General features: G+C 48.6%; 19 protein-coding genes and 1 riboswitch. Of the genes, 8 read left to right on the forward strand and 11 right to left on the reverse strand.

Annotated elements, in window-relative coordinates; all coding sequences use genetic code 11:
• Window positions 1–7: 7 nt before the first annotated feature.
• The 3 genes from H8S63_RS09245 to ruvA are packed head-to-tail and all read right to left on the reverse strand — an operon-like array spanning window position 8 to window position 1,766.
• Complete coding sequence (locus H8S63_RS09245; RefSeq protein WP_007751419.1) at window positions 8–145, reverse strand: hypothetical protein; 138 nt, start codon at window positions 143–145, stop codon at window positions 8–10.
• Window positions 146–156: 11 nt separating this feature from the next.
• Window positions 157–1,158, reverse strand: coding sequence for a DUF3843 family protein (locus H8S63_RS09250; protein ID WP_186926651.1), 1,002 nt, complete (start codon window positions 1,156–1,158; stop codon window positions 157–159).
• A 2-nt stretch (window positions 1,159–1,160) separates the two neighbouring features.
• A complete protein-coding gene (gene ruvA / locus H8S63_RS09255) occupies window positions 1,161–1,766 on the reverse strand; it encodes a Holliday junction branch migration protein RuvA (protein WP_186926588.1) in 606 nt (201 codons plus the stop codon).
• Window positions 1,767–1,984: 218 nt separating this feature from the next.
• Between ruvA and H8S63_RS09260 the strand changes: the two genes are divergently transcribed.
• The 4 genes from H8S63_RS09260 (at window position 1,985) to nrdG (ending at window position 7,068) form a co-directional block, all read left to right on the forward strand.
• The gene (locus H8S63_RS09260) at window positions 1,985–2,884 is read left to right on the forward strand and encodes a diaminopimelate dehydrogenase (protein ID WP_186926590.1); all 900 of its coding nucleotides are present in this window, start codon (window positions 1,985–1,987) and stop codon (window positions 2,882–2,884) included.
• A gap of 20 nt (window positions 2,885–2,904) precedes the next feature.
• The gene (locus H8S63_RS09265; protein ID WP_186926592.1) at window positions 2,905–3,555 is read left to right on the forward strand and encodes a hemolysin III family protein; all 651 of its coding nucleotides are present in this window, start codon (window positions 2,905–2,907) and stop codon (window positions 3,553–3,555) included.
• A 218-nt stretch (window positions 3,556–3,773) separates the two neighbouring features.
• Window positions 3,774–3,964: riboswitch (cobalamin riboswitch) on the forward strand.
• Window positions 3,965–3,992: 28 nt separating this feature from the next.
• Window positions 3,993–6,386 (forward strand): anaerobic ribonucleoside triphosphate reductase, encoded by a 2,394-nt coding sequence (locus H8S63_RS09270; protein WP_186926594.1) that lies wholly within the window; start codon window positions 3,993–3,995, stop codon window positions 6,384–6,386.
• Between the two features lie 190 nt (window positions 6,387–6,576).
• Window positions 6,577–7,068, forward strand: coding sequence for an anaerobic ribonucleoside-triphosphate reductase activating protein (gene nrdG / locus H8S63_RS09275; RefSeq protein ID WP_186926596.1), 492 nt, complete (start codon window positions 6,577–6,579; stop codon window positions 7,066–7,068).
• A 296-nt stretch (window positions 7,069–7,364) separates the two neighbouring features.
• On the opposite strand, the gene rseP is transcribed toward nrdG, so the two are convergent.
• The 7 genes from rseP to tsaB all read right to left on the reverse strand — a co-directional run bounded on the left by rseP (window position 7,365) and on the right by tsaB (window position 14,216).
• Window positions 7,365–8,720: an RIP metalloprotease RseP gene (gene rseP, locus H8S63_RS09280; RefSeq protein WP_007751456.1), complete on the reverse strand. Its 1,356-nt coding sequence runs from the start codon at window positions 8,718–8,720 to the stop codon at window positions 7,365–7,367.
• An 87-nt stretch (window positions 8,721–8,807) separates the two neighbouring features.
• On the reverse strand, window positions 8,808–9,992 hold the full coding sequence (locus tag H8S63_RS09285; protein ID WP_186926598.1) for a 1-deoxy-D-xylulose-5-phosphate reductoisomerase: 1,185 nt from the start codon (window positions 9,990–9,992) through the stop codon (window positions 8,808–8,810).
• A gap of 19 nt (window positions 9,993–10,011) precedes the next feature.
• The gene (locus H8S63_RS09290) at window positions 10,012–10,872 is read right to left on the reverse strand and encodes a M23 family metallopeptidase (protein WP_186926600.1); all 861 of its coding nucleotides are present in this window, start codon (window positions 10,870–10,872) and stop codon (window positions 10,012–10,014) included.
• Between the two features lie 70 nt (window positions 10,873–10,942).
• Window positions 10,943–11,497, reverse strand: coding sequence for a ribosome maturation factor RimM (rimM, locus tag H8S63_RS09295; protein WP_007751464.1), 555 nt, complete (start codon window positions 11,495–11,497; stop codon window positions 10,943–10,945).
• Window positions 11,494–12,798, reverse strand: coding sequence for a UDP-N-acetylglucosamine 1-carboxyvinyltransferase (gene murA / locus H8S63_RS09300; RefSeq protein WP_186926602.1), 1,305 nt, complete (start codon window positions 12,796–12,798; stop codon window positions 11,494–11,496). Before murA ends, rimM begins: the two co-directional genes overlap by 4 nt.
• Window positions 12,799–12,821: 23 nt before the next feature.
• The gene (locus tag H8S63_RS09305; RefSeq protein WP_186926604.1) at window positions 12,822–13,433 is read right to left on the reverse strand and encodes a DUF4290 domain-containing protein; all 612 of its coding nucleotides are present in this window, start codon (window positions 13,431–13,433) and stop codon (window positions 12,822–12,824) included.
• 93 nt (window positions 13,434–13,526) lie between these two features.
• Window positions 13,527–14,216, reverse strand: a complete 690-nt coding sequence (gene tsaB / locus H8S63_RS09310) for a tRNA (adenosine(37)-N6)-threonylcarbamoyltransferase complex dimerization subunit type 1 TsaB (protein WP_007766672.1) — start codon at window positions 14,214–14,216, stop codon at window positions 13,527–13,529.
• A 90-nt stretch (window positions 14,217–14,306) separates the two neighbouring features.
• On the opposite strand from tsaB, the gene H8S63_RS09315 reads away from it, so the two are divergent.
• The 3 genes from H8S63_RS09315 to nadD all read left to right on the forward strand — a co-directional run bounded on the left by H8S63_RS09315 (window position 14,307) and on the right by nadD (window position 16,480).
• Entirely contained in the window at window positions 14,307–15,185 is an 879-nt protein-coding gene (locus H8S63_RS09315) for a YicC/YloC family endoribonuclease (RefSeq protein WP_186926606.1), read from the forward strand.
• Window positions 15,186–15,234: 49 nt separating this feature from the next.
• The gene (gmk, locus tag H8S63_RS09320) at window positions 15,235–15,801 is read left to right on the forward strand and encodes a guanylate kinase (RefSeq protein ID WP_007766676.1); all 567 of its coding nucleotides are present in this window, start codon (window positions 15,235–15,237) and stop codon (window positions 15,799–15,801) included.
• 76 nt (window positions 15,802–15,877) lie between these two features.
• On the forward strand, window positions 15,878–16,480 hold the full coding sequence (gene nadD / locus H8S63_RS09325) for a nicotinate (nicotinamide) nucleotide adenylyltransferase (RefSeq protein ID WP_022276301.1): 603 nt from the start codon (window positions 15,878–15,880) through the stop codon (window positions 16,478–16,480).
• Here the strand turns inward: nadD and H8S63_RS09330 are convergent.
• A complete protein-coding gene (locus H8S63_RS09330) occupies window positions 16,455–17,513 on the reverse strand; it encodes a metallophosphoesterase (protein ID WP_007751480.1) in 1,059 nt (352 codons plus the stop codon). The two genes, nadD and H8S63_RS09330, sit on opposite strands and share 26 nt — an antisense overlap.
• Before the next feature lie 88 nt (window positions 17,514–17,601).
• Here H8S63_RS09330 and H8S63_RS09335 point away from each other — a divergent pair, with 88 nt between their 5' ends.
• Window positions 17,602–18,492, forward strand: coding sequence for a 1,4-dihydroxy-2-naphthoate polyprenyltransferase (locus H8S63_RS09335; RefSeq protein ID WP_143865036.1), 891 nt, complete (start codon window positions 17,602–17,604; stop codon window positions 18,490–18,492).

Here is an 18,492-nt window from a genome sequence, read left to right on the forward strand (position 1 = left end):
AGACGGGTCACTTCACCCGTCTGTTCAATTGATTATTAGCCTTTCCGGGCTTTGATTTCCCCACTCGTTTACCGGAGCCTTTCTTTTTCCCGGTTCCTGTCTTTGCCTTTCCGGCAAAAGGGTTGTTATTTTTCTTGATCGGCATAACGCTACCTATTAGTCCCCCTCATAAAATTCTCTCAGGAACCAGCGAGCCACGAAGTCCCAGTTGTCGTGAAGCAATGCCTTTCCGTTCTCAAACGGGAATTGCGCCTCCGGCAACAAGTTATGTTCCATGCCATACTTCAACAAATCGAACGGGCACAATCCCCCTTCACAGAACATCTCGTATGCTTCCTCCTCCGTCGTCGCAGCGTCATACAACGGATTATTCCCCGCTGCAAAGTATTTGGCAACATCCGGAGCCACCAGCACGCCTTTCGGATTGCCATAGACAACGAAGTTGTCAAACTCCGCCAGTTCGGGCAACAAAGTCTCTTCATCGTCTTCCCATTTCAGAGAATGGACGAAGAAAAACTTCAGGGCATCATACGAGTCAAAGAACATGAGCGGTTCGCCTTTACCGGCTTCCAGAAAAAGTTCCACATCCGTCGGCAATGCCGCTCCCGGCACAATCTCAGGCAGAGGTTCACGTTCCTTTTCCATCAGCCTCCTGTCCATCATCCAGTTCGAAGCCAGCTCATCACTGATAGGAGCCGACTCGAAAGCCGCATCCAGACGTTCGTAAAGTACGTCCGCCAACTCAAGCAACGTCTCACCCAACGGATTCTCCACGTCGTTGAACGGGCAACTGTCACTGCTCTTCGAACTGAGCGTCCACAGAAGAAAAGCGATATCCTCACGGTTAATCTCGTCCGGCAAGTAATCCTCCGTCAACGAATAGAACGGCAGATAACGACCATAACTCCTCTTATGCCAATGGATAAATTCCCGCCAGTTTCCCGCATCCGCCACGCAGTCCTCCAGATACAAAGCGCACGTCAGAGCCAACCGGCGCTGGTCTTCCGCTACGTCCGGGTTTCCTTCATACAAAGGGAAAGTCATCACCAACGGCAACAGCTCATTGGCCAACCCCATGTACCACTCGTCCGTATCCGTTTTCTTCGTCCGGTGATGAATCTCAAGCCACGGGCGCATATAAATCTTTGATTGCTTCATCATTATAATCGTTTCAAAGCCAGTTTAATAACCTTTTCCACCGGAGCTTCCGGCTCTTCCTTCAAGATAGCCAGCACCACCTTCTGCGAAGGCGCAGCAGCAAAGCCAAGCATCGTCAATGCAGCCACAGCTTCCTCCTGCACTTCCGCGTTGGCAGTCTGCAGCAGCATACCACCAACGGCACTTCCACCAGCAGCGGACGCTCCCATTGTTTTTATCTTATCTTTCAGGTCGACAATCACCCGTTGCGCAGTCTTCAGCCCGATTCCCTTCACCGTCTTCAACAAGTTCGCATTCTCGGTACTGATGACGTTTACCAGCTCGGCAGGCGAAAGGGCGGAGAGGATCATACGCGCCGTATTCCCGCCAATGCCCGACACGGAAATCAGCAACAGGAAAATCTCCCTCTCCTGCTTCTCGGCAAATCCGTAGAGCACATAAGCGTCCTCACGAATGGCTTCATATATATACAACTTACAGGTTTTCTTTCCCTGAATGGCCGAATAGGTGTTCAGAGATATATTGGCGGCATAGCCCACCCCGTTACAGTCGATCACTGCGGTTGCCGGACTAAGTTCGGCAAGCTCGCCTCTAATGTATTCTATCATAACGGGTACAAAGATAAAACAATTTCACCACAGAGGACACAGGGGCCACAGAGTTTTTTCGATGCAGCACATCACACCCTGATTTGCTTTCATGCGGACCGGTATTGCCTGCTAGTGAAAAAAAATAAAATATTAAAGCTGATGAACCAAAGTTAGTAGTAATTTGTTTACTTTTGCAGGTAAAAGAAAGAAATTTGTTCATTAAAACCAAGAAAAGAATGAAAAAAGTAAGAGCTGTCATCGTTGGTTATGGCAACATCGGGCATTATGTACTTGAAGCGCTTCAGGCAGCACCTGATTTCGAAATAGCCGGAGTCGTTCGCCGTGCCGGAGCAGAGAACAAACCGGAAGAGTTAGCAAACTACGCAGTAGTGAAGGACATAAAAGAGCTGGGAGAGGTAGACGTAGCTATTCTTTGCACGCCGACCCGCAGCGTAGAGAAATATGCCAAAGAATACCTGGCGATGGGCATTAATACAGTGGACAGTTTCGATATCCATACCGGCATCGTAGACTTGCGCCGTACACTAAACGCTACCGCCAAAGAGCATAAAGCCGTATCGATCATCTCTGCCGGATGGGATCCGGGAAGTGACTCCATCGTACGCACCATGCTGGAAGCAATCGCTCCGAAAGGTATCACGTACACGAACTTCGGTCCGGGTATGAGCATGGGACACACCGTAGCCGTGAAAGCGATTGACGGAGTGAAGGCTGCCCTTTCCATGACTATTCCGACCGGAACGGGAATCCACCGCCGCATGGTATACATCGAACTGAAAGACGGATATAAATTCGAAGAAGTAGCTGCTGCCATCAAAGCAGATCCTTACTTTGTGAACGATGAAACACACGTGAAACTCGTTCCGAGCGTAGACGCCCTGCTCGACATGGGACACGGCGTGAACCTGACCCGCAAGGGCGTATCCGGCAAAACCCAGAACCAGTTGTTCGAATTCAATATGCGTATCAACAACCCCGCACTGACCGCACAGGTATTGGTGTGCGTGGCACGCGCTTCCATGAAACAGCAACCGGGATGTTACACAATGGTAGAAATTCCGGTAATCGACCTCCTTCCGGGCGACCGCGAAGAGTGGATCGGACATTTGGTTTAGTCGGGTTTAGTCGAGGGACATTGAAAAACAAACGATATAGCAACCGGGAAGAATGGGCGAACACCCTCAGTCATGGGGCAGGCATTCTTCTCGGAATCGTAGCAGGATATTTCTTACTGCGAAAAGCTTCCGTTGCTGCTGATCCGCAATGGGCAGTGCCCTGCGTGATTGTCTATCTGGCGGGGATGCTTTCTTCTTACGTCAGTTCTACCTGGTATCACGGCAGTCGTCCGGGAGCGCTGAAAGAACAGCTCCGTAAATTTGACCACGGAGCTATTTATCTGCACATAGCAGGCACTTATACTCCGTTCACACTACTCGTCTTGCGCCATGCAGGCGGTTGGGGATGGGGTATTTTCACATTTGTCTGGCTGTCCGCCATTGCCGGTTTCATCCTTAGTTTCAAAAAGCTGAAAGAGCATAGCAATCTCGAAACGGTTTGTTATGTGGGTATGGGGGCATGTATACTGGTGGCAATGAAGCCTCTTCTCGATCAGTTGGAAATGGCCGGTGCCTCCCCCGCTTTCTGGTGGCTGATAGGCGGAGGTATTTCATACATTACAGGAGCTGTATTCTATTCGCTGCGCAAGCCTTATATGCACGCCGCTTTCCATCTGTTCTGTCTCGGCGGAAGCGTAGGACACATCGTGGCGATCTGGCTGGTTTTATAGATATCAGACATCCGTTAACATTCAACGCAGTTAAATCTGAAAATTAACAAATAACCCATCATAATATAGACAAGAAGAACAACGGAGAGTTTCACACAACTTTTAAAGAATAACTTAAAGAAAAGTTTCCCAAAACGGAAAACTTTCTGTATCAGCAAGAAAGAAAAGTTTCCCAAAATTTAATGTTAAAAGCGAACCAAGCTATTGGATTATCTTCTATCTTTGTATCCGGTTTCGGAACTAAAAAGAGGTTTAGTCAATGAGGGAACGCTGTGCAAATCGGCGACAGTACCCGCTGCTGTAATTCTCTAAGAATCCGCACGGTAAGCCACTGCATCGGCAACGGATGTGGGAAGGTGTTGCGGGGGAGAGATAAGTCAGAAGACCTGCCGGAATCAGAATCAACTTATTATTAATCACTTTCGGGAGTTAAAGTTATGAACTACGCGGAAATTTGTATCATCAAACGTGATGGTAAAAGAGAAGATTTCTCTATCAGTAAGATCAAGAATGCGATCAGTAAGGCATTCAATGCAACCGGTATCCAAGATGAACAGCAGTTGGTGGCTGACATCACGATGAACGTAATCAGCCAATTTGCCACCCCTACTATTACCGTAGAGGAGATTCAGGACCTGGTGGAAAAAGCATTGATGAAGGTGCGCCCTGAAGTAGCGAAGAAGTACATTATCTATCGCGAATGGCGGAACACGGAACGGGACAAGAAAACCCAGATGAAGCACGTGATGGACGGTATCGTCGCCATCGACAAGAACGATGTCAATCTGAGCAACGCCAACATGAGCAGCCACACGCCCGCCGGACAAATGATGACTTTCGCCTCCGAAGTGACCAAAGATTATACCTATAAATACCTGTTGCCGAAACGTTTTGCGGAAGCACACCAACTGGGCGACATCCACATCCACGACTTGGATTACTATCCGACAAAGACGACGACCTGCATCCAGTATGACTTGGACGACCTCTTTGAACGCGGATTCCGTACCAAGAACGGAAGTATCCGCACGCCACAGAGCATTCAGAGCTACGCCACGCTGGCAACCATCATTTTCCAAACCAACCAGAACGAGCAACACGGAGGACAGGCAATCCCCGCCTTCGATTTCTTCATGGCGAAAGGAGTAGCGAAGTCATTCCGCAAACACTTGGCTTCGTTCATCAACTTCTACGTGGCGATGGAAAACGGAAGCCAGGCGGACGAAAAGACTATCCGCACGTTGATCGAGGAATATCTTCCCTCCATCAAGTCCACCGAAACCGAACGCGAGACATTACGCATCGCTCTGATAGCCTTGCAGATCATCATAGACAAGGAGCACCTCGCAAGAATTGTGGAAAAGGCTTATCAGCAGACCCGCAAGGACACGCATCAGGCGATGGAGGGATTTATCCACAACCTGAACACGATGCACTCTCGTGGAGGTAACCAGGTGGTATTCAGCTCGATAAACTACGGCACGGACACTTCCGCCGAAGGCCGCATGGTGATTGAAGAGTTACTGAAAGCCACAATCGAGGGACTGGGCACACGAGGTGAAGTGCCCGTTTTCCCCATTCAGATTTTCAAGGTGAAGGACGGGGTGTCTTACTCGAAAAAGGATTTTGAAAAGGCTATGAAAGCGGAGAATATAGAAGAGGCCATGAACGACCGTTACGAAGCTCCCAACTTCGACTTGCTGCTGAAAGCCTGCCAGACAACCGCAAAAGCGTTGTTCCCGAACTTCATGTTCCTCGACACGCCTTTCAACACGAACGAGAAATGGAAAGCGGATGATCCGAAACGGTACATCTACGAGTTGGCAACGATGGGTTGCCGCACCCGTGTGTTTGAAAACGTGGCAGGAGAAAAGTCATCATTGGGGCGAGGCAATCTGTCTTTCACCACGCTCAATATGCCGAGACTCGCCATCGAAGCCCGCATCAAGGCGGAGAATCTGATAGAGGACGAACGCAACACGGCTGCCATAGAACAGAAAGCTAAGGAGATTTTCATTGAATCCGTGCACTCTATGGCTGCTTTGGTGGCAGACCAGCTTTACGAACGTTATCAGTACCAACGTACAGCTCTTGCACGCCAGTTCCCTTTCATGATGGGAAATAATGTATGGAAAGGCGGTGCGGACTTGAACCCGAACGAGCAGGTGGGCGACGTATTGCGCAGCGGAACGCTGGGAATCGGATTCATCGGCGGACACAACGCGATGGTGGCACTCTACGGAGAGGGGCACGGACACAGCCGGAAGGCATGGGACACGTTGTACGAAGCGGTGATGGAAATGAATAAGGTAGTAGACGAATACAAAGCGAAATACAACTTGAATTACTCTGTTCTGGCTACTCCCGCCGAAGGACTCTCCGGACGTTTCACCAAAATGGACAGACGGAAGTACGGGAAGATTCCCGGAGTGACGGACCGGGATTATTATGTCAACTCTTTCCACGTGGATGTAAAAGAGCCAATCAGCATTGTAGAGAAAATCAAGTGCGAAGCTCCTTTCCACGCCATCACACGCGGTGGACATATCACGTATGTAGAACTGGACGGCGAAGCACAGAAAAATGTACGCGCCATCGCCAAAATCGTGAAAGTGATGCACGACGAGGGAATCGGCTACGGCTCGATCAATCATCCGGTGGATACGTGCCACAACTGCGGTTACAAAGGGGTGATTTTTGATAAATGCCCGGTTTGCCAAAGCGAAAGCATCCTCCGTATGCGTCGCATCACAGGCTATCTGACCGGTGATTTAAGCTCGTGGAACTCTGCCAAACGAGCAGAAGAAAAGGACCGGGTAAAGCACTTGTAGAAGTTGAGAGTTGAGAAGGGAGAGTTGAGAAGGGAGAGTTGAGAGTGAAGGGAGATGATGTTTTAACTCTTAACTCTCAACTCTTAATTCTTAACTCTCAACTCCCAATTCTTAATTCCCAACTTTTAATTCCCAATTCTTAACTCCTAGCTCTTATTTTTTTACTTAAATCACTTTATCTCAATCAGTTATGGAAGCTCTCAACTCTCAACTCTCAACTCTCAACTTATTAACGGCCTATCCGGAGACGATAGTAGATGGTGAGGGGATCCGGTACTCTATTTACCTTGCCGGATGTTCTCATCACTGTCCCGGTTGCCACAATCCGGAAAGCTGGAATCCGGAAGCGGGGGAACGGTTGACAGAGGAGAAGATTCAAAGCATTATCAAGGAGATTAAAGCCAATCCGCTGCTGGATGGGGTGACATTCTCCGGTGGAGATCCGTTCTATAATCCGGAAGCATTCCTGTCGCTCGTCAGGCGGGTGAAGGAGGAAACCGGGATGAACGTGTGGTGCTACACTGGTTATACTTACGAAGAGATTCAGGAACAACCCCGCTTGAAGGCAATACTAACCTATATCGACGTACTGGTGGACGGACGTTTTGAGCAGTCGCTTTTCTCTCCCTATCTGGAGTTCAGAGGAAGCAGTAATCAAAGGATTCTGAAGCTGAACCGTTAAATTTTAACATAGAGTCCGGCTTCTTGCGGGACAAGGCGGGAAGGGAAATGGAGAAAGGGCGGTTCTTGGTAGAGAGAAAAGGCGGTTCCTTGAATACAAAAAAGGCGTTTTAACACAGTGTTAAAACGCCCTTTTTGTATTCAAGAGAACGGGGATGTTAGTTTGTTGATTATAAGCTATTTGCTATACAAATACGCTCTTGCTTCCCTGTAATCGGAAGGTCTTTCTACTTTTATAAAGTTTCATGAAGTTGCTGAAATCGCAACTTCATGAAAACAGGATTTCCTTCAAGAGATTCAGAAGAAGAACCTCAAAATATCATTGAAATTCGCCCATATAAGAAGACCGAAGAGCAGGACCATACCGGTCATCTGGGCATACTCCATAAACTTGTCGCTCGGTTTGCGGCGGGCTATCATCTCGTAGAAGAGGAAGAGCACATGACCACCGTCCAATGCGGGAATAGGCAGTATATTCATGAAAGCCAGAATAATGGACAGGAAAGCTGTCATGTACCAGAACTGATGCCAATCCCACGTTGCGGGGAAAATACTGCCAATCGTTCCGAAGCCACCCAGCTGCTTGGCTCCTTCTTTAGAGAAGAGGTACTTCATATTTCCGACATAGCCTTCCAACGTCTTGACACCGAGCGAGATACCTGCGGGGAAAGATTCGAGGAAAGCATACTCCTTTTTCACCATCGGCAACAAACGGTCGGTCAACACGCAAGCGGTCACACCCATCAGGTAAGCGGAATCCACACGCATACTCAGCGTGTCCTCCACGCCACCACGTACATAAGTGAGGGTGATCAAACGCGGGTCGATACTGTCATTGAGAAGCGCAGCCTCGTTTTTCTTACGTTCCGCCATCATTTCCTTGAAATCGGAGAAAGAGATAGGCGTTCCGTTCAGGGCAATGATACTATCGCCCGGCAAAATACCCGCTTGCGCGGCAGGAGAGTTGACCATGACGCTATCTACAACGTACGGAAAACGATAGGAGGCAAAACGGACACTGTCCACCAGGAGGCGTTGCATAAAGTCTTCGGGAATGTAGACTGAGGCTTTCGCACCGTTGCGCAGTACGCTTACTTCGCGGGCGTCGGCAATCTGGCTCAACATATCACCGTCATATCGCTCGAAAGGAACACCATCGGCAGAAAGCAGTATGTCACCGTCTTTGAAGCCGACAGACTTGGCGGTCTCGTTGAAATCCATGCCGAGAGGAGCTTCCTGTACCTTTATATACTGGTCGCCCCATGCAAAAAGAATCATCGAATAGATGAACAGCGCCAACAGGAAGTTGAACAGCACCCCGCCAACCATAATGAGCAGGCGTTGCCAAGCGGGTTTGGAACGAAACTCCCACGGTTGCTCAGGCTGCTTCATCTGTTCGGTATCCATCGACTCGTCAATCATACCGGCAATCTTCACATAACCGCCCAACGGCAGCCAGCCTACGGCATATTCCGTTTCGCTTTTCTTGGGTTTGAACTTAAACAGAGTGAACCAGGGGTCGAAGAATAAGCAGAATTTTTCTACACGCACCTTAAACAGACGGGCAAAAAGGAAATGCCCGCCTTCATGAATGATAACGAGCAAAGACAAGCTCATAATCAATTGGAGGGCACGAATCAAAAATGTTTCCATGTTTATTATATTACAATTTATATTTTACGAATTACTATTTACTTTTTACTATCCACACGAATGAATAGTTTTTTTTGGGGGGAGGAACTAAAGACTTTGCCGACCCACCAGTCCGGAAGCAATTCGCCGCGCTTCCGCATCGGTAGCTACATAGTCATCGTACGTGGGGTTGGCTATAAACGTAGCCTGCTCCATCGTCTTCTCTATCACATCACTCATGCCGAGAAAGCTGATACCGTCTTTCAGGAAAGAAGCGACTACCACTTCGTTGGCCGCATTGACGATGCAAGGCATATTCCCTCCCCGATACATCGCTTCGTAAGCGAGAGCGAGGTTGCGAAACCGTTTCGTGTCGGGCTGTTCAAACGTCAGGTTCGTGCATTTGGAGAAATCAAGCCTGTCGAAAGAGGCACTGATACGGTCCGGATAGGAGAAGGCGTATTGGATAGGCAGACGCATATCAGGCATACCGAGCTGCGCTTTCACCGCCCCGTCTTCAAACTGCACCATAGAGTGGATCACGGATTGCGGATGCACCACGACTTCAATCTGGCTGGGCTGAACGCCAAACAACCACTTCGCCTCGATAACCTCAAAACCTTTGTTCATCATAGAAGCGGAGTCGATGGTAATCTTGGCCCCCATCTCCCAGTTGGGGTGTTTCAAGGCTTGCGTCTTGGTCACGGACTTAAGCTGCTCCAGCGTGCAGGTACGGAAAGGTCCCCCCGAAGCGGTCAGTATGACTTTCTCTATCGGATTGCCGACTTCTCCAGCCAAACACTGAAAAACAGCGGAATGTTCGGAGTCCACCGGCAAAATCGGTGTACGGTATTGCTGTGCCAGTTCATTAATCAGTTCTCCCGCCACGACCAACGTTTCCTTATTCGCCAATGCAATGGCTTTCTTTGCCCGAATCGCATTCATGGTAGGTTTCAGTCCGGCGTAGCCGACCATCGCCGTCAATACCATATCAATCGGCCCGGCCTCCACTATCTGGCAGATGGCGTCAGTTCCCGCGTATACCTTTATAGGCAGGTCGCTCAAAGCTTCTTTCAGTTCGGTATATTTCTCTTCGTTGGCTATCACGACAACTTCCGGCTGAAACTTCCGCGCCTGAGCTATCAGCAGCTCCACACGATTGTTGGCCGTCAGCGCGTATGCCTCGTACAGATCGGGATGTTCCTCTATCACCTGCAATGCCTGTGTGCCGATAGACCCGGTAGAGCCTAAAATGGCTATTTGTTTCTTCTTTTTATTAGTTTCTATATTCATTTCTTATATATTCTCCTCACTAAAAAACGATATACTTCTCAGGATTCACCGGATGGCCTTTGTACCAAAGCTCGAAATGCAGGTGCGGACCCGTGCTGAGAGTTCCACTGTTGCCCACCAAAGCGATGGCTTCGCCCCCTTTCACACGGTCACCCTCTTTCTTGAGCAGAGAGCCGCAATGCTTATAAACCGATATCAAATCCTGACTATGTTGCACACCGATCAGGTAGCCTGTTTCGGCGGTGTAGGTACTCAGAATAACGGTTCCGTCCATCGTTGCCAGCACACTTTCATTGGGATTGGCGGCAATATCCGTTCCGTAGTGTTTCTTTTTTGCATCGAAGCGATCGGAAACCATTCCCCGCGTCGGGCGGTACAGGATAAGTCCCGTCACATCCGGCTGGGAGGTGATGGAAGTCAGGTTGTATTTCTCTGTTTCTTCGTATTGACGGCGGAATTCCTCTTCGCGCTTGGTGCGTTCCATCAAGGTGTCTTTGCGGACGGTAGTCAGCGAGTCGAGCGTCTGCACACTGTCGACGGGTATATTGCCGCTGAAAATGTCCTGAATGTTCATAATATAGAGGTTCTGCCGGTTGAGTACCTGTTGCAGAGAGTCCACCCGCAAGGCGTTACCCACGATTTGGGAACGGACCTCACTGTTCATATAACCCGGAAGGTAGTTGCGCAAAGGGGTGAAAGCGATGATGCAGGCTGCGATCAGAAACAACACCGTCAGTACGCTGAGCAACACGGAAAGGCCATTGAGCTTGGACACACGAAGCCCGACAATCTCTTCAAGCGTGTTTTCATTGACAATCGTCAGTTTATACTTGAACTTGAAATTTTTCCAGAAAGCTTTGCTTCGTCTTCTCTTTGGCATTTGAACAATTAAAAATTAAAGATTAAAAATTAAAAAGGAGGACCGATTTATGTTCCTCTTCAGATACGGATTATACGGGACAATCCGTATCCTCCGCGTCCAAATCCTCCAAATTGAGCAACCCTTCGGGAAGCTCTACGGTGATGAGTTTCCGTCTCTGGTCTATGCCTACGATAAATTCCTCTTGGGCGGGAACCAGCAGTTCCTCACCGTCTTTCTCGACTACGAAAAGGGTGTTGACGGTAGCGGTATCCACCTCTGCCACCTCGCCCAAAAGTCCGTGACGAGTGTCCTCCATGCGGAAACCGACGAAAAAGTTCCAGGACAATTCACCGTCTCCGACTTCTTCCGCATACTTCACAGGGAAGTAGACTTCGACATTGGTAAACGCCCGGGCACGTTCGGCGGTATCGACCCCCTCCAGCTTCACCAAAGCGGTGGAGTCGGAACGGAAACGGTACTCTTCGATGAAAAAGGGTACAAAAATTCCGTCGAGCAGGCAGACCAGATAGTCGCAGTCCACACGGTCAAAAATATCATCCGTAAAGGTAAACTGCAACTCACCGTGAATTCCGTGCGGCTTATTGAACAATCCTATCTTATATACTTCTTCTTTCTTTATCATATCCGGGTGATTCTGGCTCCGATGGCGTTCAGACGTCCTTCGATGTTCTGATAACCACGGTCTATCTGTTCGATGTTACTAATGGTACTGGTTCCTTCGGCACTCATGGCAGCAATCAGCAGGGCGATACCGGCACGTATATCCGGTGAAGTCAGGCGGGCGCCGCGCAGCTTGAAGCCGTGATTGTGGCCGATGACTACGGCACGGTGAGGGTCGCAGAGAATAATCTGCGCTCCCATATCAATCAGCTTGTCTACGAAGAACAGGCGGCTTTCAAACATTTTCTGATGAATCAGCACGCTGCCTTTGGCTTGTGTCGCCACAACGAGCATGACACTCAGCAAGTCCGGAGTGAGTCCCGGCCAGGTGGCGTCGGCTATCGTCATGATGGAGCCGTCGATAAAAGATTCTATCTCGTATGTTTCCTGTGCGGGAACGTAAATATCATCGCCTCTCTGTTCGAGCTTGATGCCCAGACGGCGGAAGCTCTCGGGGATGATTCCCAGATTCTCGTAAGAAACATTCTTAATGGTGATTTCACTTTTCGTCATGGCTGCCATACCGATAAAGCTGCCGACCTCAATCATATCGGGCAGTACGGTGTGCTGTGTGCCATGCAGTCTGTCCACCCCTTCGATGGTAAGCAGGTTGGACGCGATACCGCTGATCTTCGCTCCCATCCGGTTGAGCAAGCGGCAAAGCTGCTGAACGTAAGGCTCGCAGGCTGCATTATAAATAGTGGTAGTGCCTTTGGCAAGCACGGCAGCCATCACGATATTGGCTGTTCCGGTGACGGAAGCCTCGTCCAGCAACATATAATTGCCCCGAAGTTGTTTGGCGGTAATCTCGTAGATTCCACGCTCCTCATCGTAGCGGAAGTCTGCCCCTAAATTCTGAATGCCGACAAAGTGGGTATCCAGACGACGGCGACCAATCTTGTCCCCTCCCGGTTTGGAGATCAGCGCTTTGCCGAAACGGGCAACCATCGGACCTATCAGCATGACGGAACCCCGCAGGCTGGAACATTTCTTCAGGAACTCATCGCTTTCGAGATAAGCCAAATCTACATTTTCGGCCTTAAAGCTATAAGTATCAATGCCTTTCTTTGCAACCGTCACTCCCATCTCACGCAAGAGCTGAATCAAGTTGTTGACATCCAAAATGTCAGGTATATTGTTCACCGTCACTTCCTCTTCAGTCAGCAACGTAGCGCAGATGATCTGCAAAACTTCGTTTTTGGCACCTTGCGGATGAATCTCGCCGCAGAGCCGGTGTCCTCCTTCGATTACAAATGAAGCCATTGATGTTCGGGGTATTAATTTTTTTAATATCGTCTCTTGTTATTCTGACGATTGTTATTGTAGTTCATCTTCGGGCGGTAGTTCTGGCTCAAACGCTCGGCCATCAGGCGGATGATGTCATCGGTCATCTGGAGTTTGCCGCCGGACAGTTCATAAAGGTCTTCGGCTATCTTCCGGTCGTCCACCGTGTCTTTGTTCCACGCCATGTAATCCTTCTTCATGTGGTTACAGATCAAGGCTATCAAGTTCCTCTTTTCATTTCCTTCGGGAAATTCGATGGCTTTCTTGATCAGTATCTCCAAAGTGTGACCGTAATGACGGTAACGCATACGGGCAGTAGAGTAAGGTATGTGTTCCGGACGGGTCACCAGATTGTCTTTGCGGATAATCTCGTAAGGGTAATCGATGTCCAGCTCAAAACCGGACATAATGGCCAAATGATCCCAAAGTTTATGCTTGAAATCGGGCACGTCACGCAAATGAGGGAACATATTGCCCATGATATTTATAATCGTGTTGGCACAACGCTGACGTTCCGCACGGTCTTGTATAGTCAACGCATAGTCAACCATATTTTGTATGCTGCGCCCGTATTCGGGAAGCGGCATTCTTTTCTGTTGGGTATTATATTGCATAATCTTAAAAAGTTGAAAGTTGAAAATCACTTTCGTCCATTATTAATTGTTTATTGCTAATCAAGTTACTGCTAATTGCTCATCACCAATTCATCAAAGGAGTTTCTTCGGTGTGGAAGCAACGAATTCCTTCAGGTAGAAAGGTTCGAAGTAGGCCACGTCCTTATAATCCTCTTTCGCTATTGCCTTCTCTGCAAGCGGGAACATCATTTTGGCTAACGGATGCACCTTGTCGATAAAATGCGCGTTGGGATGCGTTATCTTCTCGCGGCATTTGGCAGCCCCGTTACCGAAGAAATAAACCGGGCGTTCGTTCAGGAACTCCAGATAGGAATTTTCGTCCACTATATCGGCTGCAACGGCACGCTTCACATCTAAGGCACGGTCGTAAACGGCTGCATAAACTTCCATACGTCGGGCGTCGATCATAGGACAGAGCAAAGCGTCTTCGGGAAGATTCTCATACAGCAAGACCGGAACACACAGCACCTCAAGCGTCGGAATCCCGATCAACGGAATGTTGCGTCCGTAACAGATTCCCTTCGCCATCGAAACCCCGATCCGGAGTCCGGTGTAAGATCCCGGCCCGCAACTGACCGCAACCGCATCCAACGGGATAGCATGACTGTCGATAAATGACAATGCCTCATCGACAAAAACTCCTAAAGAAACGGCGTGTGAAGGGCCTTTCAGGTCTTCTTCCACAAACGGAACCATTCCGTCCTCACTGATTGCCACCGAGCAAACGGAGGTGGAGGTTTCAATATTCAGTATACACGACATAAAAATCAGCTTATTAAATTGTCGCAAATTTACATGATAATTTCCAATTCTTAAAATAATCGTGTAAATTTGCACAAAACTTTAAGATTTATGATACAATCGATGACAGGTTACGGCAAAGCTACAGCCGAACTCCCTGATAAAAAAATAAATGTAGAAATTAAGTCGCTCAACAGCAAGGCTATGGATCTTTCCACTCGCATCGCTCCGGCTTATCGTGAAAAAGAGATCGAAATCCGTAACGAGATTTCCAAAGTGCTGGAACGCGGCAAGGTGGATTTCAGCCTGTGGATTGAGAAGAAAGAGGGGGCGGAAAGCGCTACTCCTATCAATCAGGCTCTTGTGGAGGGCTACTACAAACAGATTTTGGCCATCTCGGAAAATCTTAATATTCCTCTTCCTGCCGACTGGTTTCAGACATTGCTCCGCATGCCGGACGTGATGACGAAGACTGAAATTCAGGAACTTACGGAGGAAGAATGGAAAGCGGTGCACGCTGCTGTAGCGGAAGCGATCGGGCATCTGGTGGATTTCCGCAAACAGGAGGGGGCTGCACTGGAAAAGAAGTTCCGCGAGAAGATTGCCAACATCACAAGCCTGCTCGAAAAGATTACTCCTTACGAGAAAGAACGTGTGGAAAAGGTGAAAGAACGTATCACAGACGCTCTCGAAAAGACGCTGAATGTGGACTACGACAAAAACCGTCTGGAGCAGGAGTTGATTTACTATATCGAAAAGCTGGATGTCAACGAGGAGAAACAACGCCTCAGCAACCATCTGAAATATTTTATCAGTACGCTGGAAAGCGGCAACGGACAAGGCAAGAAATTGGGATTTATCGCTCAGGAAATGGGACGTGAAATCAATACGCTGGGCAGCAAGTCCAATCATGCCGAAATGCAGAAAATCGTGGTTCAGATGAAAGATGAACTGGAACAGATTAAAGAACAGGTACTGAACGTGATGTAGACGAACGTCTCTCATCCTTCATTCTTAATTCTTCATTCTTAATTTAACTATGACTGGCAAATTAATTATATTCTCCGCTCCGTCGGGTTCGGGGAAATCTACAATCATCAATTATCTGCTGACGCAGAATTTGAATCTTGCGTTTTCTATCTCCGCCACCAGCCGTCCTCCACGCGGAACGGAACAGCATGGGGTGGAATATTTCTTCCTTACTCCGGAAGAGTTTCGTAGCCGCATCGAGAACAACGAATTTCTGGAATACGAGGAAGTGTATAAAGACCGTTACTATGGGACGCTGAAAGAGCAGGTGGAAAAGCAATTGGAAGCCGGACAGAATGTCGTGTTCGACGTTGATGTGGTAGGCGGATGCAATATCAAGAAATTTTACGGTGAGCGTGCGTTGTCAGTATTTATCCAGCCGCCTTCGGTGGAGGAATTGCGTTGCCGGTTGGAAGGACGAGGCACAGACACTCCCGAAGTGATAGAAAGCCGCATCGCCAAAGCGGAATATGAATTGAGCTTCGCTCCGCAATTTGACTGCATCATCGTGAATGATAACCTAGAAACGGCCAAAGCCGAAACGCTGAAAGTGATTAAGGAGTTTCTGGAGAAATAAACTAAAGTTGGAAAAGGGAGTTACCAGTTACCAATCCAATGGAAAAAGTAGCTTATAACAAGGAAGGAAGCAACCAATGAAAAAAAGCCATCGACTGAAAACCGGAATATTCAGCGGGTCTTTCAACCCGATTCATATCGGACACCTCGCATTGGCCAATTACCTTTGCGAGTACGAAGGCTTGGATGAAATCTGGTTCATGGTCACTCCTCAAAACCCTCTGAAAACGCAGGATGAGCTATGGAGTGACGAACTGCGTCTCCGGCTTGTAGAACTGTGTATCAGCGATTACCCCCATTTCCGTGCTTCGGATTTTGAATTTCATCTTCCCCGTCCTTCTTACAGTGTATATACGCTCGAAAAACTGCGCGAAGCCTATCCCGACCGTGAGTTTCACTTCATCATCGGTTCGGACAATTGGGCGCGTTTCGACCGCTGGTTTCAGCCGGAGCGCATCATTAAAGAGAACCACATCATTATTTACCCCCGTCCCGGCTTTCCCGTAGCGGCGGAAGAATTGCCGGAAACTGTCCGCCTCGTCCATTCTCCAGTGTTTGAAATCAGCTCCACATTCATTCGTGAGGCGCTGAAGGCGGGAAAGGATGTCCGGTATTTCCTGCATCCGAAGGTGTGGGAGCAAATAGAAAGTGTACTTACTCCTTCAACCGATGCAGAGTAATCATTATAACCTCCGCCGGAGCACCGATACGAATTGGTAATTGGGAGGTTCCGATCCCGTTGGTTACAATCAAAGGAATTTTAGCCGAATTACAAGCCAGTCCGGTGAGGAAACGTGTGCCGTAATTCGAGTTCAACACCGGAGCAATCCCGAACACACATACTTGTCCGCCATGCGTATGCCCTGCCAAAGCGAGATCTGTATTGACTACAGAAACATCTTCCACGTAGTCCGGAGTATGCACCAGCATGATAACGAAATCTCTGGGAGAAAGGGCTAACGTGGGGGACTTTCCGTTCTGCCCCAAGTCAAAAGGATTGCGCACACCGGCAATGATAATTTGCTGACCGTCCTTGCGGAGTGTGTCCACTTCGTGTTCCAACGGGTGCATTCCATAATGCTTCATCGTGCGGATAATCTCGTCATGACAACGCTCGTAATCGTTATTCCCCATCACCCCGTAGGTCCCCATCGGTGTCTTCACCCGTGCAAGCGCCGAAAACAAAGGATCTACATACTCACAACCTTCCTGATAATCGCCGCCCATCAAGAGTACATCCGCTTTCTGGGCAATCAGCAGGCGAACCAAATCATTCAGCCCTTTCTCTTTCAACAAACTCTTATAATGCAAATCGGAGATAAAAGCGATGCGAAAACCCTCGAAGGCTTCGGGAACGTCCCGGTGGGTAAAGTCATATTTCACGACACGATCCACCCCTGAATAGACGGAGGAAACGTCCACTTCGGAAGAAGTTATTTTCGTACCGCGAAGTACCCAGTCCTCCGATTTATATGCATCAGCAGAAGATTTATTTTTCTTGGCTCTGCGTTTCCTGCCTTTCGAAACGTTCAGATCTTTGAGTTGCGAGTGATCCGGAGCAAACAGTCCGGCTATGACGTTGGACGTATCCGCAACAATGGAGTCTGTGTTCAAAACAAGACGCGGCAAGGTTGCTACCATCCTCTTTTTCGACTTGCAGGAAACAAGTAAAAGCAGCGTCAGCAGTAGAAACGGATAAATAGATTTCTTCATCTTCTCTTAGTTTGAAGTTTTTAGGGGCGCAAAGATACGAAAAATCATGTATCTTTGTCCGTCAAAACTCTTTATAAAATATTAAAGCATGGAAGAAGTAAAGCGTAATTCACTGAAAGCATGGCTATTAGCCGCACGACCTAAGACTCTCACAGGAGCTATCACTCCGGTTTTAATCGGTACAGCCCTAGCGGCAATGGACGGACGTTTCCATTGGTTGCCTGCCCTTGTCTGCTGCCTGTTTGCCGGTCTGATGCAAATAGCCGCGAATTTCATCAACGATCTTTTCGACTTCCTCAAAGGAACCGACCGTGAAGACCGGTTGGGTCCCGAACGTGCTTGCGCACAAGGATGGATCTCACCGCAGGCAATGAAAACCGGAATTGCCGTTACCGTCACACTTGCCTGCCTGATTGGCTGCACGCTATTACTTTTTGCCGGATGGGAGTTGATCATCATAGGAGCGCTTTGTGTATTATTCGCCTTCCTTTACACTACCGGACCTTATCCCCTCTCCTACAACGGTTGGGGAGACGTGTTAGTCATCATTTTCTTCGGATTTGTTCCCGTAGGCGGAACTTACTACGTGCAGGCACTGACGTGGACACCGGATGTCACCATTGCCTCCATCATTTGCGGACTACTAATCGACACGCTGTTAGTTGTCAATAATTATCGAGACCGCGAAGCGGATGCCCGTAGCGGAAAACGGACCGTCATCGTCCGTTTCGGTGAGAAATTCGGACGCTATTTCTATCTGCTGCTAGGCATTTCGGCTTCCCTACTCTGCCTATATTTCTTACGCGAAGGACATATTTACGCTGCCCTTCTTCCACAACTTTACCTGGTTCCCCACGTCCTCACCTGGAGGCGAATGGTAAAAATACACAGCGGTAAAAAATTAAACAGCATATTAGGCGAGACCTCGCGTAATATGCTGTTTATGGGAATTCTTTTAGCTATCGGGATGATTCTTTGA

Source organism: Bacteroides sp. NSJ-39 (assembly GCF_014287315.1).
Taxonomy (GTDB): Bacteria; Bacteroidota; Bacteroidia; order Bacteroidales; family Bacteroidaceae; genus Bacteroides; species Bacteroides finegoldii.

Bases quoted from the DNA above. Each gene is read 5' to 3' on its own strand.
- H8S63_RS09245 (WP_007751419.1), bottom strand. From the start codon at position 145: ATGCCGATCAAGAAAAATAACAACCCTTTTGCCGGAAAGGCAAAGACA.
- H8S63_RS09250 (WP_186926651.1), bottom strand. From the start codon at position 1,158: ATGAAGCAATCAAAGATTTATATGCGCCCGTGGCTTGAGATTCATCAC.
- ruvA (WP_186926588.1), bottom strand. From the start codon at position 1,766: ATGATAGAATACATTAGAGGCGAGCTTGCCGAACTTAGTCCGGCAACC.
- H8S63_RS09260 (WP_186926590.1), top strand. From the start codon at position 1,985: ATGAAAAAAGTAAGAGCTGTCATCGTTGGTTATGGCAACATCGGGCAT.
- H8S63_RS09270 (WP_186926594.1), top strand. From the start codon at position 3,993: ATGAACTACGCGGAAATTTGTATCATCAAACGTGATGGTAAAAGAGAA.
- nrdG (WP_186926596.1), top strand. From the start codon at position 6,577: ATGGAAGCTCTCAACTCTCAACTCTCAACTCTCAACTTATTAACGGCC.
- rseP (WP_007751456.1), bottom strand. From the start codon at position 8,720: ATGGAAACATTTTTGATTCGTGCCCTCCAATTGATTATGAGCTTGTCT.
- H8S63_RS09285 (WP_186926598.1), bottom strand. From the start codon at position 9,992: ATGAATATAGAAACTAATAAAAAGAAGAAACAAATAGCCATTTTAGGC.
- H8S63_RS09290 (WP_186926600.1), bottom strand. From the start codon at position 10,872: ATGCCAAAGAGAAGACGAAGCAAAGCTTTCTGGAAAAATTTCAAGTTC.
- rimM (WP_007751464.1), bottom strand. From the start codon at position 11,497: ATGATAAAGAAAGAAGAAGTATATAAGATAGGATTGTTCAATAAGCCG.
- murA (WP_186926602.1), bottom strand. From the start codon at position 12,798: ATGGCTTCATTTGTAATCGAAGGAGGACACCGGCTCTGCGGCGAGATT.
- H8S63_RS09305 (WP_186926604.1), bottom strand. From the start codon at position 13,433: ATGCAATATAATACCCAACAGAAAAGAATGCCGCTTCCCGAATACGGG.
- tsaB (WP_007766672.1), bottom strand. From the start codon at position 14,216: ATGTCGTGTATACTGAATATTGAAACCTCCACCTCCGTTTGCTCGGTG.
- H8S63_RS09315 (WP_186926606.1), top strand. From the start codon at position 14,307: ATGATACAATCGATGACAGGTTACGGCAAAGCTACAGCCGAACTCCCT.
- gmk (WP_007766676.1), top strand. From the start codon at position 15,235: ATGACTGGCAAATTAATTATATTCTCCGCTCCGTCGGGTTCGGGGAAA.
- nadD (WP_022276301.1), top strand. From the start codon at position 15,878: ATGAAAAAAAGCCATCGACTGAAAACCGGAATATTCAGCGGGTCTTTC.
- H8S63_RS09330 (WP_007751480.1), bottom strand. From the start codon at position 17,513: ATGAAGAAATCTATTTATCCGTTTCTACTGCTGACGCTGCTTTTACTT.
- H8S63_RS09335 (WP_143865036.1), top strand. From the start codon at position 17,602: ATGGAAGAAGTAAAGCGTAATTCACTGAAAGCATGGCTATTAGCCGCA.